A 24300-nucleotide genomic window follows, 5' to 3' on the forward strand; every position below is an offset into this window, starting at 1 on the left:
GGCGGCCATCACCGGGTCTGCGCCGTCTCACGCGCGGTCGAGGTGGGAACACGGCGGTTCAGCTCGCCGTACCAGGAGGTCAGCGCCTGGCCCAGCGGCCCGTCGATCTTGTCGGCCGCCCGCCACGCCTGTTCACGCAGGCCGTCCTTCCACAGGCGGTAGCTCCGCAGCGTCTCGGCCATCGTGTCCCAGCCCGGGTGGCCGGTCACGTCACGCGCCTCGACCTGGTCCAGGAGGCCGTCGAAGCCCCGCCACGGTGTGGTGAGGTCCGGCATGACGGCGCTCGCGGTGACGCAGGTCAGCTCGTCGGCCTGATCGAGGTGGTTCTCGTAGATGTGCAGCGATCCCACGTGGTGGTGGAACTCGCCCAGCTCGACGCCGAGCCACCCGGCGACCAGCTCGTGCAGCACGGTGTAGAAGAACAGGTCGTACGGCATGCCGATCCACACGTCCTGACCGCGCATGGTGGTCGACATGTGCAGTCGGCCGGCGCGCAGGTAGAAGCGGAAGCCCAGCGTGCATGGCACGTCCTTGTGCCCGGCGGCGTCCTGGGCCGGGTCGTAGAGCTGGATCAGGGCCCGACGCGAGTCCGGGTCCTCCTTGAGGATCTCGACGACGCGGTGCAGCTGATCCACGTTGCCCGCCCACTTCCGCATTCGCGGCCCGTACGCACCACGCAGGACACCGTCGTCCGCGTACTGCCGGAGACGCGCGTTGTAATCGAAGATCCACGGGGCGTCCGAGCCGGATAGGTGCCAGACGGTCTCCGCCACCGCGAATGCCGGGTTGATGACACGCGCCGGCGGCGCGTACAGCAGACGGGCCCGCGGCTGGGTCAGCCGCATGTGGACGTCGAGGACCTCGCGGGTCGCCATGTCCCGCGGGCTGACCTTCTCGCCGCTCTTGGCCAGGGCGACCGCGCCGACGAAGAGCTCAGCGACGCTGTCGGCGGTCAGATGTGTCATCGGGCAGAAGCTCCTTCACCCTGCGGCCGTCCAGAGTCGGCGCTCCGGGCATCGTGATGGACATGGTGGGAGTGCAGGACATCGCCGTCGGCGCGCCGGGCGATTAGGCGTGCGATCTGGGCGGCGCTGTCGCCGCGCCACCGGCACACCGCGTCCGTCGCCGCCCGGTCGGCGGGCGGGCTCGGATCGCGCAGTGCGACGAGGGCGTCGGCCACCTCGTCGGCGGTACTGCACCGCCGTGCGAGGCCGTGGTCGGAGAGGCCGAGCGTGCGCTCGTCGGGCGAGCCGAGTTCGAGCACCGGGACCCCGAGCAGCGCGGCTTCGATGCCGCACGTCGAATAGGCGCTTGCCAGGGCGTCGGCGCCGGCGAGGCAGCCGCGAGCGCCGACCCGGGGATCGGCCACAGCCACGAGCGGCCGGCCGTCCCGTTGGAGCACGGGGGCGAAGACGTCGACGCTCTGTGCCGGGTGCGGCGCGATGACGAGTCCCCAGTCGCCGGCCTTCCACAGACCGTCCAGGAGGAGGTCGGCATGGGCCTTGAGCCGGTCGGGTCCGAAGGGCTGGCAGGCCCACACCGCGATTCGGGCAGGGCCTCGCCGTGGGCTGGGTGACAGCAGATCCTCCAGGTAGCGCCGCTGGGCTTCGCGGCTGAGGCCGGCGAGCGCGTCGAAGCGGGGCTGGCCCAGGACGTGGATCTCAGCGCCAGGGTGGCGCACCCACGCCTTCGCGAGAGGGAGATCCCGTTCACCCATGACGACGATGTCGCGGCTGTGTAGCGCAGGCCATGCGACCGACTCCGCCGTCCAGGCTCCGTGCTGGACATGCACCGCATTCGCGCCATGGCGCTCTGCCACGTGTACAGCCAGTGCACCCAGCGGGCTGGTGTCGTTGCTGACCAGAACGGTGTGCGGCCGGGCTGCGGTGAGGACGCCGTCCAGCCACGTCTCCGCCCGGACCACCGATCGCCACGAGGGCTGCGTGCATCCGCCGCTCGTCTCCAGTAGTACGGACACGAGACGGACCAGCCGGTCCAGTCGAACCTCGTGCTCATCGACCCGAACGACGCGGCCGTCGTCCCGCCGCCTCAGACCGTCCACGGCGCCGGAGAGGTCGAAGAGACCGGTCGGCGGCGAGCACAGGTTCACCCCCGCGACTTCTGAAGCCGGGCACCGCTCCGCTGGGTCGGTCGCCAAATCCACTACGAGGCTCGGGCGTCCGTTCCTGGCCAGCTCCTCCAGCACCGGCAGCAGAGTGGCCGCGTGACGGGAGGACCACGACAGCGCCACCACTTCACTCAGCGGCAGCTCCGAGGGAGCCTGACCCGGCACCGCTGCGGCCGCCAGGAGAGGAGGGAGGTTGCGTAACTGAGCGGAGCGGAGGGGATTGTGAGGGCCCGCGGCACCGAGCAGATAGGCGATGCCCGACCAGGTGACGGTGTAGGCCCGGTACTCCCGCGAGCTGCTCGACCGCAGCCCGACGAGTCCTTCGTACGGCGCGAGCCTCAGCGGACCTGGAGCCTTGGCGAACGGCCCCCAGGTGCTGAGCGCCGCCAGCTTGCGTACGACCTGCGCCACCAGGCGCCGCGCCGGCACGTGCTGGACGTACAACCACCCCGCGCCTCCCGGCGTCCTCGCGAGGTCAGCGCCGTACGCTTCGAGGGCCTCCATCACCTGGTCAACACGTGCTTCCGCTCCCGCCGGGTCGAACGGAAGGGCCTCCAATTCGGACGTGGCTATCCGGTCGGATTTCATGGTCGCGAGCGCGCCCTCGCCGACCAGCGCCCAGAGGGGCTTGCCATCGGCCTCGACCCGGGCGATGCCGAGGGCGCTGCGCTTGGGCGGCGTCATACCAGGCTCCCTTCGAGGAACGGGCCGGTGTCCACGAGCCGCAGCAGGTCCTTCGGCGATTCGGCGACGAAGGGGGCCGGGGAGCTCGGGGTGCCGTAGCCCCAGCCCGCGTGCACGTACGAGACGCCGGCGCGGCGGGCCGCCTCCTGGTCGACCGCCATGTCCCCGACGTACAGTGCGTCGGCCGGGTCGGCGCCGAGGTCGATCAGGGCGAGCATGATCGGGTCCGGTGCGGGTTTGCCCCGCCCCACCCCGTTGGGAGTGCGCACCGTGGCGAACGGGACGCCGAGCTGGGCCAGCAGAGGAGTGGCTCGCTTCAACGGCTTGGACGTGACGATCCCCATCCGCCAATCGGCAGCGGCGAAGGCGTGCAGGACCTCCGCGACGCCGTCGAACTGTCGGGCGAGGTGAGAAGCGTCCGTCGATGCCTTCGAGTAGGTCTGGTGGATCGGCTCGGCGTCAGCGAGCCCGAGCTGCTCCATGATGTCGGCGAAGGGCCGACCCAGGTGGCGCTCGTACTCCTCGAACGGCACGTCCAGGCAGTGGTCTTCACGGACCTGGCGCCACGCGCTTTCCATGACTGGGCGGGTGTCGACGAGCACGCCATCCAGGTCGAGCAGCAGCACACGTACGGCTTCGGTGCCGAAGCCCAGCCTCGTTCCGCCGGAGGGCGGCATGGGTGGGGGCGTAAACCGGGATGGCATCACGGGTCTCCAAGGGGAGTTGGTCAGGAGGTGATGGGCGACTCGGGGCGCCTCACGAGGGCGATCACCCTCTTGCCGCGTCCGTCTTCCGTGGGGCAGGCAGTCCAGGCGTCAGCCGTCGCCGACACGAGGTGCAGGCCCCGCCCGCTTGTGGCGTAGAGCGAGGCAATCTGAGGCACCGGGGGCTCCGGGGAGTTGTCTTCGACCTCGATCCCCACAACGCCGGCCTGGAGGACGAGCGTCAGCGTGATCTCATCGACGGGTTCGCCGTCCGTTCTGGGGAGAAGGACTCGGTCGGCGTCGGGAGTTCGGCCATGACGCTCGGCGTTGGTGGTGAGCTCGCTGACGATCAGCTCGGCCTGGTCCAGAACGTCTTCCACCCCCCACGCCGTCAGCGCCTGGCGGGTGAAGGACCGTGCCCTGCCCGGAGCCCTGTCATCTGCGGCGAGCGTCAGGCTCTTCTGGTGTTCAGGGGCGCTGATTACGCTGCCCAGGCTTTCGATTCGGTCCATGTTCGCCTTCTCACAACGGTGCTTGAGCCCGTGGAGGACTCGATCGGCGGATCTGTCGGAGCGGTCGAAGCGGCGGAGGTTGTGCACGAGCTCGGCCATCGGCGGGGGTTGGTCGAAGTGCCGAACTCCGGACGTCGAGGCGGGTGCTCGCCCGTCGCCCGAAGAGGTCCGGGCATCGGCGCCAGTCGTGTGGCTGGTCTTCACCGGTTTCCTCCCGGACAAGAGCAGTTGGTGGTTTCGTTGACCACGAGCGAACCGCGGATCACATCGCGGCGGTATCTCCGGGCGGCTGCCGGGGCCGTCAAACCCGTCAAAGATCGTTTTGGTGAACCGAGGTAGACGATGGCGCGCGAGCGGAATGTGAAGCTGGCCGACGCAATCGCGGAAACAGGCTGGTCGCAGCCAAAGGTGGCGGCTGCCTTCGTGAGGGTCGCGGCCGAGGTAGGAGCGCAAGAACTGCTGGGCACCAGCCGGTCGCACATCGCCATGTGGGTGGGGGGAACACAGCCCTCGGGCAGAGCGCCCCTTATCTTGTGCGAGACGTTGTCCCGGCGGCTCCAACGCCCCATCACTCCGGCTGAAATCGGGCTCTCCGTGCCAGACACGGGTGCAGTCACGGCATCGGAGTGGAACGTCGATACGCTGACTGCGCTGGTAGACCTTGGGAGAAGCGACGTGGACCTCGAACGCCGCCGACTGCTGGCCGGCGCCGCCTACTCGGTGGGCGGCTTGGCCCTGCCCGGACAGCAGTGGTGGGACGAGGCACCCCAGCGGGCGAAGTCCCGCCCCCCGGCGACGAGCCGGAGAATCGGGGTCGCAGAAGTCAGTGCCGTCCGTGAGATGACGGAGTTCTTCTCTCGGAGAGACCAGCGCCACGGCGGCATGGATGGCCGTACGGCGCTCTACCAGTACCTCGTCGACGACGTCGCCAGGTATATCGGCGGGGTGTTCGCCAGCGACGACACTCGTCGTGCCCTTCTTGCCGCTGCGGCCGAGGCGGTGTACGTCGCCGGTTGGATGAGCTTCGACGCCTCACACCACGAGTCCGCGCGGCGCTACTTCACGTTGGCCCTGAAGCTCGCGGCGGAAGCGGACGACGCTCCGTTGGCCGGCCATATCCTGCGGGCGATGGCCCATCAGGCAACGGACCTCGGCCACCCACGGTTTGCCGTCGATCTCGCCACGGCCTCCGTGGCGCGCAAGCGGTACACCCTGGCGACCCCCCGCGAGAGGGCGCTGCTCGGAGTGGTCCAGGCACGCAGCCTGGCCGCCGACGGGCAAAAGCGCGCCGCGATTGCAGCGCTTCTCCGGGCTGAGGACGACCTCACTGCGGCGGACGTCGGCGACGAGGATCCGAGTCGGGTGTGGTTCTTCCAGCGGGCTTCCCTTGCCCACGAGACCGCCCGCACCCTGTGGACGCTCGGCGATCTCGACGGAGCGCTTAGAGAGTTCAACAACAGCGTGCTGACGAGGAAGGCCGACACCTTCAGCCGGACCCACGCGGTGACGTTGGGCTACATGGGCACTGTGCAGGCACGTCAGGGGAACGTGGAGGCCGCGTGCCACACGTGGGCACAGGCCCTGGACGCGATGGAAGGCGTGCAGTCGGGCAGAGCACGCGAGGCAGCCGTGAACATGCGCCGAGTGCTGTCCCCCTTCCGCAATCGGGGAATCAGCGTGGCGGCGGAGATCGACGAGCGCGCCAAGGCCGTACTCGAACGAGTAGCCTGACGGCGCCATGGTGGTGAAGGCGGGCATGCTGTGGTTGACCGCCTTGCCGTGCCGCGAGCGGAGAAGGGGGAACCCGTGTCCACAAAGTCCATCGAGGTGCCGGTGATCGCCGAGGTGGTCGGAGGCCACAAGGGGCGGCTCGACGACTTCAAGGGCGGTGTGGAGTCGATCATTCGGCTGCGCCCGGAGTACCCGGAGGAGACGCTGCAGGGGATCGAGGAGTTCTCCCATCTCCAGGTCACCTGGTTCTTCAACTTCGGTTCCCCCGAGGACGTCGCTCTCCACGCGCGCAGCCCGCGGGACAACCCGGAGTGGCCGGCCACGGGAACCTTCGTGCACCACAACCACCGACGTCCTGCCCGGCTCGCGACCTCGTTCCCCAGACTGCTCCGCGTCGACGGACGGGACCTGCACGTCACCGACCTCGATGCCGACGATGGCACCCTGGTGGTGGACCTTGTGGCGGTCTTCGAAGAGTTTCTGCCGCGTGGCACGGTCACCCAGCCCGCGTGGCCCAGCGAGATGCTGAAGGACTACTGGAGGGACGCCGCCGAACGCTGAGGCAACAGGCGACCAGCCGTCAGCTCATGCGCCAGCACGAGTTCAACCGCAGGGAGCCAGCGTCAGAGAGCATCAGACGCGCTGTGCTGTTCGAGCGGAGCGGAAGCGGTGGCGGCAGGCTCATGCTCATACTCATGAAAGGAAAAGCGGAGTTCGAGGTCAGGATGTGCGCTGCCGTCTGCTGTGCTCCCTGCCGCCGTGGCTGGTTCGTCCGGGGCCCCCCTAAAGCTGGTCCAAGTGCATTCCGGATCTGCGGCACCGATGTATGGTTCTAGCCGACGCCGACCGAATTGGCGCACGCCTTCCGTAAGGGCCCAGCCTTGAGTTCCCTTCAATAGGTCAAGAAGAAGCCGGAGACCATCCGAATGAACTGGAATACCGGCCTCTAGAGCCTGGCGTACTAGAGATCTGATTTCATCAGATCTTGCCTCGTCAGCCGATGCAAGGCATGCCGCGTGCAGAATGGAGGAGTCTGGTAGCCACGGGGTTTGGTGAGCAAACTCTTCGACCCATGACTGCAATCTTACGATTTGGCTAGTCCGGACTAGGAAGTATCCAGCCGCCACCGCCGCAGCGGCATTATCGCGGTGGAGCCAGTCCCTCTCATGGCTAAGTTGGTCCAACCACCTTTCTGCCAGCGCTTGAGCGGTTCGCAAATGCCCAGCCGTTCGGTACGCGCACAGTGCTTCGGCATATGGGTCACTAGAATGGCCACTGATCTTCATGCCTGCATTGAAGCCAGCTGAGATTCCCGTAGCTCCGGCCACCCCCACCTTGAGTGTCGGGTTACGTGTTGGTGGAAGAACCACACACCGTGCCGGGATGCCCGATGCCCCAACCTGTGCCGCATGAATCACGAACGGCGGCAAGTCGAGTTGGACTATGAGTTGCGAATTTTGTTCACGGATTTTGGCCGTCCGGACACTACGCGCATGCCAAGATCCGTTCTCCCAAGCCCATAGACACAGCCACAGGTCGCCGAGGGACGAAGGCTTAGCTCCGCTATCTTCGGGCGCGACCGTCAGCGACCTCTGGGGCATGCCGAGAGCGACAGGATCGGATTGCGGCGCTGTCGCTATGGTTGCAAACATGCGCCCATCCGGGAGAGAAGCCCGAACCTCGTAACGACCAGAATGCCCGACCTGTATGGATGTCAACTCGTCAGAGTGGATGAACTCATGTTTCACGACTGTGCGATCGATGTTAACGAGATCGATCGAAATTAGCGCGCCAGGTTCCACCCCTGCGGCCGTGAACCAGATGTCGAGCGAGCACATGCTTGATGTCAGAGGCGTCGCCTCGCCCTCGAGGAGGTGGCGCTCCCACTCGGCGAGCGGCTCGCCGGCGGCCTTGTCGCCCGGCTTCGAGTCACCGGCGGCGACGCCGGAACGGGCGATGAGGCCCTCGGCGACGGCGTCGGCGATCACGCGGGTGAGCAGGGTGACGGAGCGGATCGCGTCGTCGTTGCCCGGGATCTTGTAGTCGACCTCGTCGGGGTCGCAGTTGGTGTCGAGGATCGCGACGACCGGGATGTGGAGCTTGCGCGCCTCACCGACGGCGATGTGCTCCTTCTTGGTGTCGACGATCCAGACGGCGCTGGGCACCTTCTGCATGTCGCGGATACCGCCGAGGGTCTTCTCCAGCTTGGCCTTCTCGCGGGAAAGGATCAGGAGCTCCTTCTTGGTGAGGCCGGAGGCCGCGACGTCGTCGAAGTCGATCGCCTCGAGCTCCTTCAGGCGCTGCAAGCGCTTGTAGACCGTGGAGAAGTTGGTGAGCATGCCGCCCAGCCAGCGCTGGTTGACGTACGGCATACCGACGCGGGTCGCCTGCTCGGCAATGGCCCCCTGGGCCTGCTTCTTGGTACCCACGAACATGATGGAGCCGCCGTGCGCGACGGTCTCCTTGACGAACTCGTAGGCGCGGTCGATGTACGGCAGCGACTGGAGCAGGTCGATGATGTAGATGCCGTTGCGCTCGGTGAAGATGAAGCGCTTCATCTTTGGGTTCCAGCGACGGGTCTGGTGACCGAAGTGGACGCCGCTCTCCAGCAGCTCCCGCATCGTGACGACGGCCACGGGCTTACCTCCCCAGGTTCGCTCATCTCATCAAGACAGTGTGGCAGGTGGTTCGTAGACGGTAGCGAATGGCGGGCACCTGTGTGGAGTTTCCTCCGCAAGTTTGCGAGCGGGTAGCCCGATTCCATGATCACTGCGCGGTAACTGTAAATATTTGAAGGGGCGGTGTGACCCCTACCTCCAAATCGAAGGAGCGATAACGGTTCGCTCGAAACGTAGCGGCAAGTAGGTAGTCGTTGCAGATCGGTGCCGTCAACTCCCACGTACCCAACTCAGGTGAGCGGCCAAAAGAATAATGCGGGCAAGCAAGCGTTAGGGCGGCAAACCGGGATGCGGCGGGCGGTTCGCACTTTACGTCGACGGGAACCATGGGCGTCTTATGCAGCATAGTGAAAAGCGTGTTCCGGGAGTCCCCTCCCAAGGAGGCGCTTTGAATCCCGCCGAGGCGCCACTGAAGCAGTTTGGAGGTTACCTCGACAAGATTCCAACTATTAACGCGCCACCCATTTCGATCGACATCGCGCTCAGCTGCCGCCCCTTCTAGGGCGGCGATAAAGGCGCGGGTAAAGTAGGTCTGTTTGCTCTTCTCGCCGAATGCCGAGAGCCCTTCACCTGCTGCGTAAACAATCGTGGAATTTTGATTCTTCCGGCTTTTGCTGCTGTCGGGCACTATCAGAGGCTGCCCGAGTTGCGATTCGCTGGTCATTATTGCCCAGGGGGCCACCCTGCAGGCGTCGCTAATGAAGAACTGTGTCTGTGCGCGACACTGCTTCATCCCTGCTTGAAATCTAAGCAGGTCGATACTTTCGTGCATGGGGTTATTTGCGTGCGCTCCCCAGTCCTCTAGTAGCAGGTAGCTGTTTACTCCTCGATTCACGCCGTGGCCACAGAAGTAGAAGATGGCAACATTGTTGACGTGCTTATTGCATTTCTCGTACCATCGCTCAAAAGCGTCCATCACGCGTGGCGTCGTTGCGGCTTCGACGGTTTTTGCCGTGCCGCCGGGTACGCGATACTGGAATGGGCCAGGGGAAGAGGAGGCGAGGAGTTCGATAGAGCCCAGCGGTGCGTCCTCGTTCCTGTAGTCGGCGACCAGCCAATCGACGAAGGACCTGACGGAACGAGGGGGCATATCAATTTGCTGCATCCCTAGAGTGTCTCCAGTCGGCTTCTTCGATCCGCCAGGCAGGTGCCGATATTGCCCGACGCCAATCACGAAAACATGAGTTGCAGGGGGTGAGGGATTGCGGTCGATTATGGTAGCCATAGCCGCCCTTTCGCGGCGCCCTACCTTAGCTCTTTCTGTACTCGAAGCGAAAGGCGCCGATGAAATTCAGGCTGCGTGAAGTAGGAGCCGTGAGCCTGAAGAAGCTCTCCCGTCTCGTAGGGGTAGTCGACAACACCATCAACGAGTGCACCCAGTTTGTACGAGAGTATGTCGTTGTAGTCGAAGACATTAATCCAGTGAGTGATGTTCGAAGGTAGAGGGACCTTGGCGCCACCGCGACCAGGGATGTCATGCTGACTGGCCTGAAGAAGTTTCATTTCTTCGAAGAGTCCAACCTGGGACCCGACGGAACAAAAGAGATCCACGCTGATCTCGTGCTTAAGGGGACCAGTCAAAAGGTCACAAGATATTACGCCGCCGAGGCTATGCCCAATCACGATCAGTGGATCGTTATCAGTCCGCATACTTGCGGCGTCCCGGAAAAAGGGGACCACCTTCCGGAAGATTGACTGGGGGTTGGCCTGGTAAACTAGAACATCGCCAATGAAGCGGGTCAAAGTGGGCACCGCCAGGTCGCGTGCGGTGTTCCAGGCGCTCTTACCTATGAATGCCCCAACTTCCACGCGCAGCCTTGTCGCGCCCTGGCGTACTCTGTCCCAGAGCTCGAAGCGCGCACCAAGAGGAACTGGAACTTGTTCTGCCGGCGTGTCTACCGAATCTCCGGCGTCCAAATGCGCCGTGACTTCGCTGATCAGGAACTCGACGAACTGGCCATCGTTGTTGACCCTGGCTAGCCAGTCAGGACTTGGGTCACTTGCCCCCAATTGAGCAGATGCTGCTGCTAGTTCGGCTAGGCCGTCCATTGCCTCGTCGTCTGCTGTGTAAAGTGCGGCAGACCAGAGTAGGTCCAATGCCTCGACGAAGCGCCCACTCTTTGCGATCCGGGTAAGTACGCTGTCTTCTTCGCCCTCGGCAGCAAGTGTCCCTACTACCGCTGCGATTGAGGAGAAGTCGAGCCCTTCTGAGATACCCAGCGAGGTGAGCTTATCGTTTCCGGTCGGTACGCAAGCCAAATTCCATGCGAATGTCGCTCCCGCATCACCCCAGTATGGATTGAAGATTTGCACGGGTGCCGGAATGTCCAGGTCGGCAAGCAGCGACTTTCGGAAGAGAGAGTCTCTGGCTCTAACGCTTTTAGCGTATCCGGGGTCTGACCGCCGATTGTTTACGCCGTGCACAAAAACCAAAGGCATGTCCCCTCCTCATCAGCTATCAGCGTGTAGAGTTGGCTGTCTCTCTAATGCCCGGTTTCAGCGTACGACGATCTGATCAGTCGGGCAAACCTAACCGGCTGAGCTGGAACGCAGATGCGTAAAGGGTTCGACTTCAACAATCGCTCGATGATCGTCATGTTCGATGCAACGGCAGCGCTTTGCCGACGATTTATTGTGCCCCGGAGCTCCCTGCGGTTGAACTCGTGGTGGCGCATGGGCTGACGGCTGGTCGTCTGTTGCGGTATGACCCGAGGCATGCGGTATCCACAAGGGGGCGGGCTGGCCGCCGAACGTCAGCAGTTTCGTGCGGGGTCTACGGCTCCAGGCGGCGGAGTGGTTGGACATGGGACGAGGGCGGTCCGCGGGCTCTGCGGTCGCAGGGGCCGCCGTCGTTGCCGAGGCTGAGCGTGAAGCAGTTCGCACAGTTGCAGGCGGAGCTGGCCAAGGGGCCGGCCGTGCATGGTTGGGAGGGCCAGCGGTGGACGCTGGCGCGGGTCAAGACGGTGATCGGCCGGCGCTTCCACCTGACCTACACGATCCGGGGCGTGCGGAAGCTTCTGGTACGTATCGGCTGGTCCTGCCAGGTTCCGGCCCGTCGCGCTGTCGAGCGGGACGACGACGAGGTCGCCGGGTGGGTCCGGAGGTGTGGCCCTGCGCGGAAGCCCCGCGGCGGCCCGTGGTGGGGGGAAAGGCCGGATCCTGTACAGCAGCCAGATGCCGGCCCGCGCGGAGCCGTACAGCGACTCGCCAACCTCGCGGCGGTCACCGGCGCGCGGGGCTACCTCTGTGGCACCGGCGGCACGCGCTACCTTCAGGTAGCCCGTTGGCGGTCCGAGGGATATCCATGGTTCCCTTCCGTACGCCGAGACGCTCGGTATATGGGAGGGCGGGCGCGAGGTAAGCGCCGTGCACCCTCTCATGAGCGACGGAATCCGGTCCGTAGCCGAAGAACTCCGTGCCGTCACCACCCGATACCACGTTCGCCGATTGGCTTGCTGGCCCGTTGGATGGGGTCTGCGGTCGGCGCCCTGGTCCGCGATTGTGACGACGCCCTACTCCAAGGCCGTGTCGAACTCACGAGTGTCGACTCCCTCCGCCGGTCGCTGCAGACAGTGCCTAGCCATGGACGGAACGCTGTAGAGGGCACCCGAGGTATCCGAGCTTGCAGCCCATAATGGCCTTCGTCCGCTATTGGCCCGTCGGATGGCCGCTTCTCTGTGCTCGAGCAGGGTGTCGACTGCGCTATGCACATTGCACGGGAACAGGGGCAACCATGGCGTGAGCGATCAGCGGAGTTCCGATACTGCCGCCTTGCTGAGCGTGTCCAGGCTATGAGGGCTGGCATTCGCCCACGGCAGACGAGAGAACACCTAGAAAGACTGGATCGCTCTCCGCAGCTATGTCAACGTACAACACCCCGGAAGCACGCGGCTGGCGAGTGGCCCACCGGTTGGAATGATCGGGAGTCTTTCGTTTTGGCATGCTCACCCAGGTCTGTGCGGCTGTCCACCCTGGTTCTTCTCCTGGTGGGCGTTTGCCGCCTTGATTTTCTGATTCTCGCCTATGTCGCCAGGCAACATCCCGCTCGGCAAGCCGAGTCACCGCAGCTCAGGTCGGCGGCTTGGATCGTGTCGTAGCGGCGACACACCAGCCCCTCCACCACGCGCTGCAATTGGCCGAGGACTCAGAGACCACGGGCCACCTGAGGGCGTACCGGTTGGCGTCGGGAGGGGCAAGCAATAGTCAGCTCCTTGGCTGCTGCGACCGCAACATAGACCACGATCGCCGGTTAGCCAAACCGGCGATCCTGGTGACCATTGAGGGTGTTCGCATCCGGCTGTGCTTGGCGGTGGAGCCGTCGCGGACACAAGGCCGCGCCGCGAGTCTGAGAGGAGAACAGAAGCGGCACTCGTCTGCGGCCTTGTGCAATGAACAGCGCTACCCCGTCGCGAGGCGGCAATTCTTTGCCCGCCCGACAGGTCGGCCGAACCGTCGCTGGTCGCCCTTGCCTCGTTCTCAAGGAATCACCCATGCCTGCCCGTTTGCTGTCCGTACCCGCCGTCGCCGCTGTATTGGACGTCGACCGGCGCACTGTCTACCGCTTCATTGCCGCCGGCGAACTGCCGATCGTCGACCTACGCACCGGAACGGGCCGCTCTCGCGTCCGTATCCCTGCTGACGGGCTGGAGGAGTTCATTACGAGGAGGTCGGTCGCTTCCCCGCGCAGCCGCCGCTGATCTCTCACTTACATCCCGGCCCCTCCTCACCGTCACCGATAAAGGAGTAGTACCGCGTACCTGCGCAAGCTGAAGTCCGGTAAATGGCAGGCCACCGTACGCAACCGGGCAGGAGACCGGTTCAGCGAGTCATTCCCCCTCAAGGCCCAGGCGCGGGCCTGGGCCGTCGAGCTGGAGACCCAGTTCGCTCGCGGAAGCATGCGCGACCCGCGGGCTGGCGAGATAGCATTCCGCGATTGGCACGACCGCTGGTGGAACGCACGTGTGGTCGAGCCCCACACCTTGCGGGGCGACGCATCCAGCATCAACCACCACGTCATGCCCTACTGGGCGGATTGGGAAATGCGGGCCATCACCCGCATGGACGTCCAGAGCTGGATCCGCGCCCTGGTCGAGAAGGGCGCCGGCGCCGCAGCGATAAAGCGCGCCTACAACTTGACGTCCTCTATCATGCGTGCGGCCGTCGACGACGACGTGATAGCGGTGACGCCCTGCCGCAGCATCGACTTGCCCCAGGTCGCGGTAAAGCCGCCGCAGTGGTTCACGCTCGATCAGGCACAGAGCATCCTGGACGAACTGCCCACCGTGTGGCGGACGATGTGCCTGCTCGGCTTCTACACCGGGTTGCGCTGGGGCGAGCTGTCCGGCCTTCACCGGCACCGCATCGATCAACGTCGCTCGCGACTGTTCGTGGTGGAGGTCAATACCAAGAGCGGTATCAAGGAGTACCCGAAGAGCTCCAAGAGCCGCCGGGAGGTTCCACTGCCGCCCCACGTCCTGGAGGCACTTGAACGTCACATCCATGGGCTTGACCGTGATGCCGTGGTGTTCACCACCGTCACCAAGGGCCGGGCGGGACGTCTCCTCGACGACGGCAATTGGCGTCGGCAGACTTGGTGGCCGGCTGTAGAAGGGGCCTACTACTTCGACGGTGATGGTGAGCAGCAGCTCGTCCCACACTATCCGCCGCACTCCATGCGTCACACCTGCGCCTCTTGGCTGGTCCAGAAGGGAGTCTCGCTCTACGAGGTCCAGCACCTTCTGGGCCACGAGAGCTTCCAGACCACCCAGCGCTACGCCCACCTGCAGCCGGACGCACACAAGGCCGTCCTCGGAGCCTGGGAGCGTTTGGAGGCTCAGTTGACCGTCGCCGCATAAACGATGCTTCGCCCTGTCCGCCACGGACAGGGCGAAGTCTTTTTGGCGGTGTAGTCCCGGGTCACGGGCTGGTCGATCGGCTCCACCGCGTAAGACGGCCTGCGCCTCCGTCAACGCGTACTGCACGGCTCCTGCTCCACTAGACGGGATGAGAAGGGACCGCCAAGATAAGGCGGGCACGCTGCGCTCGACCTGCGCCTGTCCCACTTTCTGGAGCCGCAGCCCAGCCTTGGGCCCCGCCGAGCGCGACAGCTGGGGTACTGCCTCCCAGCAGTCCGGAGTACGGCCTCACCGCTCAACGGCTGTGACGCTCATTTGACGCTCCGGGCCTCCGATAGCCTCCTGGCGGGACCGTCAAACCCGGTCTGACCTGCACGTTCTCTCACGTCGGCGCAATGCGACATGTTTCCGATGACCCACCACGTGGAGTGCGTGGCGATCCTGGAGCCGGTGAAGTAGGGCGCTGAGCTGCGGTTACCTCCGGTTCTTCAGTCTGCTCCACGGCTGCCGACCTGTTTCCACCAGTGCACGACGTGAACGTGTCGGGGGACCCGGGAGAGGGATTGACTGCTTCGCAAACGTCGTGCGCGAGGGTGGACGTGTTGTCCCTGCTTTGCGGGGCGTAGGGGAAACGTCTTGACGCTGATCCCGACGGAGCGTCAGGCGAGTGGTGCTTCTGCCCGCACGGTCCTCTGCCGCCCCTGCCGTCTTTCCCCTGGGCAGATGGTGTCAGAGCGGCGCAGGGCTGCAGAGCGCGGCCGCGACGACGACACCGGCTCCGCCGAGGGCGCCGGTGAGGTACCCGGCCAGTCCCGGGCGGCGGCCGAGGCGCTGGGAGACGCGTCCCATGACGACGGCGGCGACGGCGGAGCCCGCGGTGAGCAGGGCGATGGGCAGTCCGGACAGCGAGGTGTCGTGGAACATCTGCCCGGCCAGCAGCCCGGCGACGGTGACCCCGGCGCCGAGGCCGACACCGCTGAGGCCCTGGGAGATGAGCAGCACGGTCATGGTGCGTTTCTGCACCGCGGGAACAGCGGGGCCGGAGCGGTGATGGCCGGGGTTCGGGTGGGAGTGAGGGGCGGGTGGCCCATGTGTACGTACCTTCGGGACGCCGGGAGGCCGGGGTGTCGGCTATCGAGCGGTGGCCACGACGAGGGCGTCGGCCTCGGCCACGGCGCGGGCGAGCGACGCGTCGTGTGTGTCCGCAGGGGGGGCAGCGGTGAGGGCGGGGCCAGGCGCCGGGCGACAGCCGCGGCGGGTCTCTGCCGGCCGGGGCCCGGTCGTGTCCGGCGTGCGGGCCCGAGACGTACCTGGGGTCAGCCGCGGACGCCGAAGCCGACGCGGTCGGCAAGACCGGCGGCGGCGAAGGCGGCGATGAGCTCGTCGACTGTGCCGCGGGACAGCTAGGAGGATCGAAAAACCCGATACTCCGCGCAGTTAGGGTCATCCATAGCGACAAGGCTGGAGGGGCGAGTATGCCTGATGCCCCTGTGACTCAGTCAAGTAGTTCTTCCCCCGGGACGACGCGAAGGGACGGCCTGACGCTTGTCGATACGGCCCTGACCGTGGTCGCTGGTCCATGGGGCGACCCATAGTGCTACTGGAGACCGCGCGCCCCCTCTGCCCTCCTCGCGTACGGAGCTGGCGACGAAGCGCTCCCTAGCTTCTTGTTCGGCCATGCGCGTCCGAGCAGCGGAGAGTCCTCCCCGCGGCCGACTTCGGGCAGGGAGTGCTGCGAGGGCGCCCAGACGTCCCGCATGAGAGCAACGACTCACTCAGGCAATTGGTGCGGGCTCGGTCGGCAGGTCTCAGGCAGTGCATGCCGCTCTTGCAGGAAGACCGGTGGCGCGTCGAGCGTGACGCTCATTCGACGCTCCGACGCCGTCCTCGACGAGGGCGAGTAGGACCCGTAACCGGCGACACCGGCATGGCGCCGTCCCCACGACAAGGCTGGCGCGCACGCTCAACCGCATCGAAGGAGCCGTAACCGATGACCACCCCCGACGCCACGCCCCCGCAGTGGCCCATCCCCACCACCCCGCCTGCCCATGACCCGGCGCTGCTCGGACGGGCGATGCGGGACATGCGCCTGGCCTGACGCGCCCGCGGCATCCTGGCCGAACTCGCCACCGGCTTCATCCCCGGCCAGGAGCCCACGGTCAGCGAACTGAACTCCCTCACCCGTGACGAGCGCCTGGCGCCGAGGGCCGCGACGCCTTCCGCAAGGCGGTCGGCGAGCTGCGCATCCTCGGCTACCTCACACCCGACCGCACCACGGCCTCCGGCGTGGGCGAGCACCTGGTCGCGGACCTCGCCCCGGCCGCCGACGCCTGCCTGACCCCACAGCGCTACGGCCACAGCCCGCTCACGGACGGGAGCTGACCAGTGGGCGAGATTGAGGACGCTATCCGGCGGGCCGACTTCGAGGCGTTCACCCGCGAACCCCCCAAGGGCCTCAAAGCTCGCATCAACTTCCTGTTGGGGTCGCTGAAGACGACCAAGGCCGTCACCGCCGAGCTCGGCGTCACCCAGCGCTCGGTGGAGCGCTACCGCACCGGTCAGCGCAAACACCCGCCGGGGCCCATCGCCGACCGAATCGAGACGGCCGTCCGCGGCCGCTGGCAGCCGAAGGTCCGAGGGCGCCACCGTAAGCAGGCCGCCACCAGCACCGGCATCACCGTCGAAACGAGGGCCCGGTTCGGCTACACCGCGCCGATCGGCACCGCGACGACGGCCGGATGCGCCGGCTGACCGTCCACCTTCCCCCGCTTACGCCCGCCGCCTGTTCGGCGCCCAACAGCAGGGCGCCACCGACCAGCAGATGCGGGACATCGTCGCCGAAGGACTGCAGGAGGTGTACTTCAAGGACGGCGGACGCCGCGCCGCGGGCCTCGAGGTCGCCCTCACCGACATCGACTACTTCGACGTCTCCTACTGACAGTGAAGATGCGCAGCACCCCATGCCTCTGCGGCGACGGAATCTCAGTGGTTTCACGCCCGGCCCGTTCAGCGGGGCGGGCGTGAACGTCACCCTTCGAGCGCCCCCTGCAGGGCCGGGCCCGTCATCGCGACGACAGTGGCCATGTCCCGCAGTCCGTCCGGGAGGTCCGCGAGCTGCTCGTCACTACTCACCAGTACGCAGTCCGGAGCAACGATGGCGGCACCGAGGCGGTCGGCCAGTTCGGCGACGATGTCCAAGACTCCACCGGATGGGAAGCGGTGGACGCTGATGCCGTCGGCACTCAGGGTTACCTCCGCCTCTCCGCCGTCGCCTGCCCGGATCAGTATCTCCTCGGCGTCCTGGTCCGCGTTCGCGGCGTGATGTGCCAGTACCTCCCTGGCTACCGGCTCGTCCAGGGTTTCGGGCTCGCCATCGACAAACCGGTGCAGTGAAATCCCGTATCCCATACGTGTGACCTTCCACCTTCTGTGTACCGAACGGGGGTGGTGACCGCCTCACCCTAAGCGGCGATCACCACCCCCGGTGTCCGACGGGCGTCCTGTTACGGGGTGTACACGACCGTGATGCTGGTGATCCTCTCGGCCTTCAGCATCGCCTTGAACGCGGGAACCGCGTCGGCCTCAGAGCAGTGCCAGACGATCGGTATGCCGTGCCTTTCGAATGCCTTGTTCTGCCTCTGAGCCTCTTCAGCAGCACTCTTATACCACTTGTAGAAATTTCCGGTCTTGGGATCGATGAGACCGAGGTATTCATGCTTCGCGTCGAGCAGGGTCCCGTTCTTGAACCCGTCGAACTTCACCCATCCCGATTTCGTGTCCGCCGTGAGCCGGTACACCATTCCGGCGGGAACACTAGTAATCCGAACCTGGTAAGCCAGGGCAGATGCCTTCATGCTTTCGTTCTCGGCCTTCCACTCACCCGGCCCGGTCAGATCAGCCCAGCAAACGCCGACGGGCTCCGTGGAGAGGGCGGCCTGGGTTGCAGCCCTCGCCTTTCTGGGGCATGTTTTGGCGAAGTCCTCGGAGGCGTTGACTGTCTTCTCAAGCTTCGCCAGGGGCGCAGGGTCGATGTCTGGAGCCCTGCATCTGAGCAGCCCGACGTGCGGCCTCCTCGCTCGGCGGCTGTGACGCTCATTAGACGCTCCGGGCGTTCAACAGCCTCCTGGCGGGACCCCTAAACCTGTCCTGACCTGCACGTTCTCTTGCGTCGGCGCAACGTGACATGTTTCCGATGACGCACCATGTGGAGTGCGTGGCGATTTTGGAGCCGGTTAAGTAGGGCGGCTGACCAGCGGCTTTTCAAGGGCGTGGTGTGGGCGTTATGGACGATCATGGACGATCTCGTAATGCTCACCGGGCCCTCGTCTTTAGACGTCGTTTCAGTTGGTGAAGCGGCGGTGGCAGATGAGGGCTGCGGCTATGCCGACGAAGGCGAGGAAGTGTTCGGGTTTGCGTTCGTAGCGGCGGTGGAGGCGTCGGCAGCCGGCCAGCCAGGACACGGTCCTTTCGACTACCCATCGGTGTCGGCCGAGCCGCTGTGAGGACTCGATGCCCTTGCGGGCGATGCGGTGGCGGATGCCGCGCTTGCGGAGCCAACGGCGCAGGTGGTCGTAGTCGTAGCCCTTGTCGGCATGGAGGTTGCCGGGCCGTCGGCGGCGCGGTCCGCGACGGGAGCGGATGGGCGGGATGCCGCGCACGAGCGGTTCAAGGCCCTGACTGTCGTGCATGTTGGCGCCGGAAATGCCGAGCGACAGCGGCAGTCCGTTCCGGTCGGTAATCAGATGGATCTTCGACCCCAACTTGCCGCGATCGGTCGGATTCGGTCCCGTCAGTGGCCCCTTTTGCCGCCCGCACGCTGACGGAGTCGATCGCGCACCTCGACCAGTCCAGCTCGCCACGGGCGCCGAGTTCGTCGAGGACGAGGCGGTGGAGCTTCGCCCACACCCGGGCCCGGCTCCACTGCGCAAAGCGCCGGTAGACCGTGGGCCAAGCCGGGCCGAACACCGGCGGGAGCTGCCGCCACGTGCAGCCCGACGTCGCGACGAAGATGATCGCCGCCAGGGCCTCACGGTCACCCGCCCGACGCCGGCCCCCGCCCTGCGAACGCTTGACCTCCGTGGGCGGCACCGCCCGCCGGAACAACACCCACAACTCGTCCGGCACCAAACGCTCAACCAGATCCGTCATGCACGGTTCAACGAACGATCACGCCATAAGAAACGTTGTCTCAAGAGGTCGCCAGAGCTTCGTCCGTTCATGTAGCAACAGGCGAGCTCATAAGAGGAACGACGAAGGCCACTGCCGCCGCCGTCGTCCGCTGACGTTGTCGTCCGGGTTGCCGTCCAAACCGCAAGGAATCCCACTGAATAACCCATCAGTGGGATTCCTTACGGGTGGTGGGCCTTTCAGTGATACAGTCCAGAAGTTACTGAGGCTCACCCTCGCTGAACGACTGCAGCATAGATCTCAAGCTGCCGATCGCGGCTTGCGCTTCTTCCCGCTCCGAGGCATCTACCCAGCTTCGCCAGAACCATCCATCCGTGGGCAGTGCGACTTCCAATGCCTGAAGAGCGGAAAGTGCCAAGGTGGCGGGAATCGGTTTTGCCAGCCATTCTACGACTTCGGGGTACTCCTCGTACCATTCAAGCGACCGCCTCGCAGGTGTATTGGCCGCGACTACGCCAGCGGCTGCAATCACCTCCTCCGGCAAGACTGAACTGGATGACCTCCCGCCGCCCTCGATGGCTGCATGGAACGTTTAGTCCAGGACGGCCATTCGCTGCGCGGCAGGCTTCCCTTCCAGCCCATCGAGGTAATCTTCAGTCTGTGTCGTTATCGAACGGGCCGGATCCCCAGGTTCCCATTTTGCCTCCGAGTTTGGACTTTACGGCAGATACCCACTGAATGGGACGTCTATCTCGGGGCCTCTGCGGTTCACCAGGGTCACCCCCCTGGACTTCAACCCCTCCATGACGGTCTGTTCAACTCGACGAGAAGTAACAGCATTGGCACCGCTCGGCAAGTGGAAGTGTGTGACGTTCACGACGTCATCGACGGTGTATCCCCCTTTACGGACCGCGTGGCGTGAACGCATCGACTTGTTGACACGTGTTCTCATGCTGTCGGTGGAGCTGCCGACGTACTTCCTTCCGTCGCTGAGGTGAATGGTGTAGATCCCGGGACTGCTGGGTACGTCGAATTTCGTCCCCGGTCCACAATTGGCATTGTTTCGGATTGTCGTCTGTGAAGGTCCATGTGCTGCCGTCCACATTGGTGAATGCGGAGTCGGCCTGACTCATTACGCCTTTCTTGCCGTTGTCGTGTGACTTTCCGTTCCCCTGGTTCGGCTGCTTTTCCTTGGCCATGATCGCGTCGGCCTCGGACTTGCACGGGTAGGTGCAGGAGCTGGTGCCACCGCCGTGGTCCGGCATCAGGCCCGTGGGGTCGGAGTACGTAACGGGGCTGTTGTTGGCGTAGGTGTAGCCGTGGAGTTGCTGGGAGTCGGTCAGGTCCATGATCGGGTCGACGCTGATGAAGCGGCCGATCGTGGGGTCGTACTCGCGGGCTCCGATGTGGGTGAGGGCAGTTTCGGTGTCGTTGGTGCCGCCGACGAAGCCCTTCTTCCCCGTCCAGTTGGCCGGCTGGCTGCCTCGGGGGGCGCCGAAGATGGTGGACTTGCGGCGGGTGACCGCTTGGGTTGCGTCGTTGGTGACAGGAGCGCGAACGACAACAACTTCGTCATCAGTGCCGACGAGGCTCACGCCAGGGCGGGATCCCCTGCAACGCCCACCATTCTGGTGAACGGTCAACCGCTCCCGGTCGCCATGGCGGACGCCATTTACGACAAGGGCGACTTCGCCGGCATCATGCGCAGCTATCTGGGCTGAGCCGCAGTGGCTGCCGGTGAGTCCGTTTGCTGTGCGGTCGGAGGCGTCCGGAAGTGGCTGGAGCGCTGGCTGCCGAGCTGTTGGCTACCCGCCCGTTCTTGGTGACGTTCCGTGACGCTGGTTGGGCGCGTGCGCTCCAGTCCCCGGGCGATGCGTGCCCGCCCGGTGGAGTGAGCTGCGTCACATGTTGTCACAGCGGTGATGGTCGAGGTGTCTGGATGCCGAACGCCCCGGAGGCAGGGGGACAGCGCGACCGCGCTCCTTCCTCACGCCTTCGGGGTCAGGCGGAACGACAGGAGCGAGACATGAACCAGCATCGCATCGTCGTCCTCGGGGCCGGTTACGCCGGGGCGTACGTGGCCGGGACGCTGGCACGGCGGCTGTCCTCCCGTGATGTGGGGATCACGGTGGTGAACGCCGAGCCGGACTTCGTCCAGCGGCTGCGGCTCCACCAGTTCGCGGCCGGGCAGGAGATCGCGGCGCCGCCGCTCGCCGAGGTGTTCGGGGGCACGGGCATCGACCTGCGCGTCGCCCGGGTCACCGCCGTCGACCCCGCGCGGCGGACCGTGGCGCTGGAGGACGGCCACGGTGGCGTCGAGCTCGGTTACGACACGCTGGTGGATGCGCTCGGCAGCCACGGTGCCGACCACGGCGTCCCCGGTGTGGCCGAGTACGCCTTCGACGTGAGCGTCCGTCCCTCCGCGCTGCGTCTGCGTGAGCGACTGGAGAGCCTGAGCGCCCGTGCGGGCGGCGGGGCAGGTGTGCTGGTGGTCGGCGACGGGCTGACCGGCATCGAGACCGCCACCGAGATCGCCGAGTCCCGGCCCGGGCTCGCGGTGACGCTGCTCGCCCGCGGCGAGCTGGGCGCCGCGCTGTCCGCCGGGGCCCGCGAGCATCTGCGCCAGGGCTGCGCGCGGCTCGGCGTCACCGTCCTGGAGCACGTCACCGTCGAGGCCGTCGAGGCGGACCGGGTGCGGTGCGCCGGAGGTGCGGCCCTGGCGTCCGACGCGACCGTGTGGACGGCGGGGTTCACGGCCGGACCGGTCGCCTCCACCTCCGGCCTGGAGGTCACCGAGCACGGCCGGATCGTCGTCGACCGCACCATGCGGTCGGTCACGCACCCCGACATCTACGCCGTCGGCGACTGCGCGTACGCCATCGGCGACAACGGGCGGCCGCTGCCGATGTCCTGCGCGTCGGCCGGCTACACCGGCAGGCAGGCCACGGAGGCGATCGTGGCCCGTCTGACCGGCCGCGAGGTCCCGAACGTCAAGCTGGACTACCACGGCAACCACATCAGCCTCGGGCGGCGGGACGGCATCCTGCAGTTGGTCGACGGCGAGGCGCGGGCGAAGCCCACGTATGTGGGCGGCCGGAAGGCCGCGCGGATCAAGGCGGGCATCGTCCGTATGTCACTGTGGGGCACCGAGCACCCGACGTTCGGCATGCCGAAGCGCAAGCGCCGCCTGGCCTCCGCGCCGGACGCCGGGAACACGGTCCCTGCCCGGGAGGAGCCGCCGCACATGGCTGAGAACATCTGGGGCGTCGTGCACTCCGGGCGACCGTCGTCGGCCCTCGCGGGCGACCTGTCCAGGCGTACGAAGGAGGAGGGGACCGAGCGATGACCGACCACACCACCGACCCGGCGACGGAGGCCTTCGTCGCCCACCGCAACCTGCTCTTCACCGTCGCCTACGAGATGCTCGGATCGGCCGCCGACGCCGAGGACGTCCTCCAGGAGACCTGGCTGCGCTGGGCCCGGGTCGGCCTGGAGCGGGTCGACGACCCGCGGGCGTACCTCGTCCGGATCACGACCCGGCAGTCGCTCAACCGGCTGCGCGCCGTGAAGCGCCGCCGCGAGTCGTACGTCGGCCAGTGGCTGCCCGAGCCGCTGCTCACCACCCCGGACGTGGCCGAGGACGTCGAGCTCGCCGAGAGCATGTCGATGGCGATGATGCTCGTCCTGGAGAGCCTCACGCCGACCGAGAGAGCCGTCTTCGTCCTGCGGGAGGTCTTCGACGTCGAGTACGACGAGATCGCCGAGGCCGTCGGCAAGAGCCCCGACGCCGTGCGTCAGATCGCGCACCGCGCCCGGCGGCACGTCGGTGCCCGCCGTCCCCGCAGGACCGCTCCCGCGAGCGAGGCCCGGGCCGCCCTGGAGTCCTTCCGGCGCGCCATCGAGAGCGGGAACCCGCAGGACCTTCTCGACGTGCTCGCCCCCGACGTCGTCCTGCTCAGCGACGGCGGCGGCGTCAAACGGGCCGCGCTGCGCCCGGTCGTCGGCGCCGAGAAGCTCGTCCGCTTCTGGCTCGGCGGCTCCGCCAAGGTCGCGGAGACCATCACGTGGGAACCCACCGTCGTCAACGGCAGCCCCGCGCTCGCCATGCACGTGGGCGGGGAGCTCGACGGCGTCATGGCCGCCCGCGTCGTGGACGCCCGCATCACCGGCCTTTACTTCGTCCGCAACCCGGAGAAGCTGACCCACCTCACCTCCGGGACCCCGCTCACCCCCGCTGACGCCGTCCGTTCGAACCATCCGACCTGCTGACCCGGTTCGCGCTCGGGATCACCTTCTGAGCGCCGCCCTTCCCGCGTTAACGCCATGATGCGGACAGGCACCGGACTGGCTGCCGCACACCACACATAGGGGGACCACACCATGACCACCACGACGACGACGGCTGCACCACGCCGCCTCACCTTCCTCAGAACCGCGATAGTCCTGCAGACCCTGACCCTCCTCTTCCAGGCGGTCACCGCGGGCATGCTGCTGACCTCGTCCCACGGCTACCTGATGCACGACGTCGGATCAAAGGTGATGTACGCGGCCGCCATGCTGTACCTGCTCGCCGCCGTCCTGGCCTGGCGCCCCGGCGGCGGATCACCCCGACCCGTCCTGTACGCCGCCGGCTTCCTCCTCCTCGCCTCGGCACAGGTCGCGCTGGGCGTCGCCCACGTGCCCTCGCTCCATGTCCCGCTGGGCGTGGTGATGTTCACCCTCAGCACCCTGGTCCTGGTCCGGACACTGTCCACGCGCGTGCCGCCGCGCCCCGCCGCTGGTTCGTGACCGCCCGATGAACCGCTACCGCGGGCGTTCTCGTCCTGTGCCTGGCGGTCAGGCCGTGCCGGTCTCCGCGCGGGTGGGGAGCCGCCCCGCTGC

General features: G+C 66.2%; 17 protein-coding genes and 4 pseudogenes. 9 read left to right on the forward strand and 12 right to left on the reverse strand.

What is annotated here, in order from left to right; translation table 11 throughout:
* Positions 1–8: 8 nt before the first annotated feature.
* The 4 genes from E2B92_RS22840 to E2B92_RS22855 are packed head-to-tail and all read right to left on the reverse strand — an operon-like array spanning position 9 to position 4127.
* The gene (locus E2B92_RS22840; RefSeq protein ID WP_126883730.1) at positions 9–965 is read right to left on the reverse strand and encodes a thymidylate synthase; all 957 of its coding nucleotides are present in this window, start codon (positions 963–965) and stop codon (positions 9–11) included.
* The gene (locus tag E2B92_RS22845; RefSeq protein ID WP_126883729.1) at positions 962–2812 is read right to left on the reverse strand and encodes a hypothetical protein; all 1851 of its coding nucleotides are present in this window, start codon (positions 2810–2812) and stop codon (positions 962–964) included. The genes E2B92_RS22840 and E2B92_RS22845 overlap by 4 nt, the downstream gene beginning before the upstream one ends.
* Positions 2809–3489: an HAD family hydrolase gene (locus E2B92_RS22850; RefSeq protein WP_235023932.1), complete on the reverse strand. Its 681-nt coding sequence runs from the start codon at positions 3487–3489 to the stop codon at positions 2809–2811. The genes E2B92_RS22845 and E2B92_RS22850 overlap by 4 nt, the downstream gene beginning before the upstream one ends.
* A 50-nt stretch (positions 3490–3539) precedes the next feature.
* Positions 3540–4127, reverse strand: a complete 588-nt coding sequence (locus tag E2B92_RS22855) for an ATP-binding protein (protein ID WP_126883727.1) — start codon at positions 4125–4127, stop codon at positions 3540–3542.
* A gap of 243 nt (positions 4128–4370) precedes the next feature.
* Here E2B92_RS22855 and E2B92_RS22860 point away from each other — a divergent pair, with 243 nt between their 5' ends.
* Both E2B92_RS22860 and E2B92_RS22865 read left to right on the forward strand, forming a co-directional pair.
* Positions 4371–5759, forward strand: coding sequence for a Tat pathway signal protein (locus tag E2B92_RS22860; RefSeq protein WP_126883726.1), 1389 nt, complete (start codon positions 4371–4373; stop codon positions 5757–5759).
* Positions 5760–5834: 75 nt separating this feature from the next.
* On the forward strand, positions 5835–6320 hold the full coding sequence (locus E2B92_RS22865; protein WP_126883725.1) for a TrmO family methyltransferase domain-containing protein: 486 nt from the start codon (positions 5835–5837) through the stop codon (positions 6318–6320).
* Positions 6321–7618: 1298 nt separating this feature from the next.
* Here the strand turns inward: E2B92_RS22865 and rpsB are convergent.
* The 3 genes and pseudogenes from rpsB to E2B92_RS22880 form a co-directional block, all read right to left on the reverse strand.
* Positions 7619–8395: pseudogene (gene rpsB, locus E2B92_RS22870) on the reverse strand (30S ribosomal protein S2); the annotation flags it as partial.
* Positions 8396–8525: 130 nt separating this feature from the next.
* On the reverse strand, positions 8526–9542 hold the full coding sequence (locus E2B92_RS22875; protein ID WP_160159775.1) for a caspase family protein: 1017 nt from the start codon (positions 9540–9542) through the stop codon (positions 8526–8528).
* Between the two features lie 140 nt (positions 9543–9682).
* Positions 9683–10876 (reverse strand): hypothetical protein, encoded by a 1194-nt coding sequence (locus tag E2B92_RS22880; RefSeq protein ID WP_126883723.1) that lies wholly within the window; start codon positions 10874–10876, stop codon positions 9683–9685.
* A gap of 276 nt (positions 10877–11152) precedes the next feature.
* Between E2B92_RS22880 and E2B92_RS34175 the strand changes: the two are divergent.
* The 3 genes and pseudogenes from E2B92_RS34175 to E2B92_RS22895 all read left to right on the forward strand — a co-directional run.
* Positions 11153–11578, forward strand: a pseudogene (locus E2B92_RS34175) (helix-turn-helix domain-containing protein); the annotation flags it as partial.
* 1349 nt (positions 11579–12927) lie between these two features.
* Positions 12928–13134 (forward strand): helix-turn-helix domain-containing protein, encoded by a 207-nt coding sequence (locus E2B92_RS22890; RefSeq protein WP_126883722.1) that lies wholly within the window; start codon positions 12928–12930, stop codon positions 13132–13134.
* A gap of 198 nt (positions 13135–13332) precedes the next feature.
* Complete coding sequence (locus E2B92_RS22895) at positions 13333–14292, forward strand: tyrosine-type recombinase/integrase (RefSeq protein ID WP_327437499.1); 960 nt, start codon at positions 13333–13335, stop codon at positions 14290–14292.
* A gap of 729 nt (positions 14293–15021) precedes the next feature.
* On the opposite strand, the gene E2B92_RS22900 is transcribed toward E2B92_RS22895, so the two are convergent.
* On the reverse strand, positions 15022–15300 hold the full coding sequence (locus E2B92_RS22900; protein ID WP_126883720.1) for a hypothetical protein: 279 nt from the start codon (positions 15298–15300) through the stop codon (positions 15022–15024).
* Positions 15301–16677: 1377 nt separating this feature from the next.
* On the opposite strand from E2B92_RS22900, the pseudogene tpg reads away from it, so the two are divergent.
* Positions 16678–17230: pseudogene (gene tpg, locus E2B92_RS22910) on the forward strand (telomere-protecting terminal protein Tpg).
* Positions 17231–17319: 89 nt separating this feature from the next.
* Here tpg and E2B92_RS22915 read toward each other — a convergent pair.
* From E2B92_RS22915 to E2B92_RS34180, 4 genes and pseudogenes are all read right to left on the reverse strand, one after another.
* Complete coding sequence (locus tag E2B92_RS22915; RefSeq protein WP_126888028.1) at positions 17320–17700, reverse strand: hypothetical protein; 381 nt, start codon at positions 17698–17700, stop codon at positions 17320–17322.
* Positions 17701–17795: 95 nt separating this feature from the next.
* On the reverse strand, positions 17796–18146 hold the full coding sequence (locus tag E2B92_RS33490) for a Tox-REase-5 domain-containing protein (protein WP_235023934.1): 351 nt from the start codon (positions 18144–18146) through the stop codon (positions 17796–17798).
* Positions 18147–18632: 486 nt separating this feature from the next.
* Positions 18633–19440, reverse strand: a protein-coding gene (locus E2B92_RS22925; RefSeq protein ID WP_126888030.1) for an IS5 family transposase whose coding sequence is annotated in 2 segments (ribosomal slippage) — positions 18633–19094 and positions 19096–19440 — 807 coding nt in all. Because the reading frame shifts where the segments join, the coding sequence is not laid out codon by codon here.
* 1228 nt (positions 19441–20668) lie between these two features.
* Positions 20669–20945 (reverse strand): annotated as a pseudogene (locus tag E2B92_RS34180) (RHS repeat-associated core domain-containing protein); the annotation flags it as partial.
* 500 nt (positions 20946–21445) lie between these two features.
* On the opposite strand from E2B92_RS34180, the gene E2B92_RS22935 reads away from it, so the two are divergent.
* From E2B92_RS22935 to E2B92_RS22945, 3 genes are all read left to right on the forward strand, one after another.
* The gene (locus tag E2B92_RS22935) at positions 21446–22765 is read left to right on the forward strand and encodes an NAD(P)/FAD-dependent oxidoreductase (RefSeq protein WP_126888032.1); all 1320 of its coding nucleotides are present in this window, start codon (positions 21446–21448) and stop codon (positions 22763–22765) included.
* The gene (locus tag E2B92_RS22940; protein WP_126888033.1) at positions 22762–23688 is read left to right on the forward strand and encodes an RNA polymerase sigma-70 factor; all 927 of its coding nucleotides are present in this window, start codon (positions 22762–22764) and stop codon (positions 23686–23688) included. The genes E2B92_RS22935 and E2B92_RS22940 overlap by 4 nt, the downstream gene beginning before the upstream one ends.
* Before the next feature lie 111 nt (positions 23689–23799).
* Positions 23800–24207 carry a hypothetical protein gene (locus E2B92_RS22945; protein ID WP_126888034.1) on the forward strand — a complete coding sequence of 136 codons (408 nt, stop codon included), beginning with the start codon at positions 23800–23802 and terminating at the stop codon, positions 24205–24207.
* Positions 24208–24300 lie beyond the last annotated feature (93 nt).

This window comes from Streptomyces sp. WAC05374 (assembly GCF_004353505.1).
Lineage (GTDB): Bacteria > Actinomycetota > Actinomycetes > Streptomycetales > Streptomycetaceae > Streptomyces.

Excerpts from the sequence above, each read along its gene's own strand:
- E2B92_RS22840 (WP_126883730.1), bottom strand. The coding sequence starts at position 965 with ATGACACATCTGACCGCCGACAGCGTCGCTGAGCTCTTCGTCGGCGCG.
- E2B92_RS22860 (WP_126883726.1), top strand. The coding sequence starts at position 4,371 with ATGGCGCGCGAGCGGAATGTGAAGCTGGCCGACGCAATCGCGGAAACA.
- E2B92_RS33490 (WP_235023934.1), bottom strand. The coding sequence starts at position 18,146 with ATGAAGGCATCTGCCCTGGCTTACCAGGTTCGGATTACTAGTGTTCCC.
- E2B92_RS22845 (WP_126883729.1), bottom strand. The coding sequence starts at position 2,812 with ATGACGCCGCCCAAGCGCAGCGCCCTCGGCATCGCCCGGGTCGAGGCC.
- E2B92_RS22875 (WP_160159775.1), bottom strand. The coding sequence starts at position 9,542 with ATGCAGCAAATTGATATGCCCCCTCGTTCCGTCAGGTCCTTCGTCGAT.
- E2B92_RS22935 (WP_126888032.1), top strand. The coding sequence starts at position 21,446 with ATGAACCAGCATCGCATCGTCGTCCTCGGGGCCGGTTACGCCGGGGCG.
- E2B92_RS22855 (WP_126883727.1), bottom strand. The coding sequence starts at position 4,127 with ATGGCCGAGCTCGTGCACAACCTCCGCCGCTTCGACCGCTCCGACAGA.
- E2B92_RS22900 (WP_126883720.1), bottom strand. The coding sequence starts at position 15,300 with ATGACCGTGCTGCTCATCTCCCAGGGCCTCAGCGGTGTCGGCCTCGGC.
- E2B92_RS22850 (WP_235023932.1), bottom strand. The coding sequence starts at position 3,489 with ATGCCGCCCTCCGGCGGAACGAGGCTGGGCTTCGGCACCGAAGCCGTA.
- E2B92_RS22895 (WP_327437499.1), top strand. The coding sequence starts at position 13,333 with ATGCGCGACCCGCGGGCTGGCGAGATAGCATTCCGCGATTGGCACGAC.
- E2B92_RS22945 (WP_126888034.1), top strand. The coding sequence starts at position 23,800 with ATGACCACCACGACGACGACGGCTGCACCACGCCGCCTCACCTTCCTC.
- E2B92_RS22940 (WP_126888033.1), top strand. The coding sequence starts at position 22,762 with ATGACCGACCACACCACCGACCCGGCGACGGAGGCCTTCGTCGCCCAC.
- E2B92_RS22880 (WP_126883723.1), bottom strand. The coding sequence starts at position 10,876 with ATGCCTTTGGTTTTTGTGCACGGCGTAAACAATCGGCGGTCAGACCCC.
- E2B92_RS22915 (WP_126888028.1), bottom strand. The coding sequence starts at position 17,700 with ATGGGATACGGGATTTCACTGCACCGGTTTGTCGATGGCGAGCCCGAA.
- E2B92_RS22890 (WP_126883722.1), top strand. The coding sequence starts at position 12,928 with ATGCCTGCCCGTTTGCTGTCCGTACCCGCCGTCGCCGCTGTATTGGAC.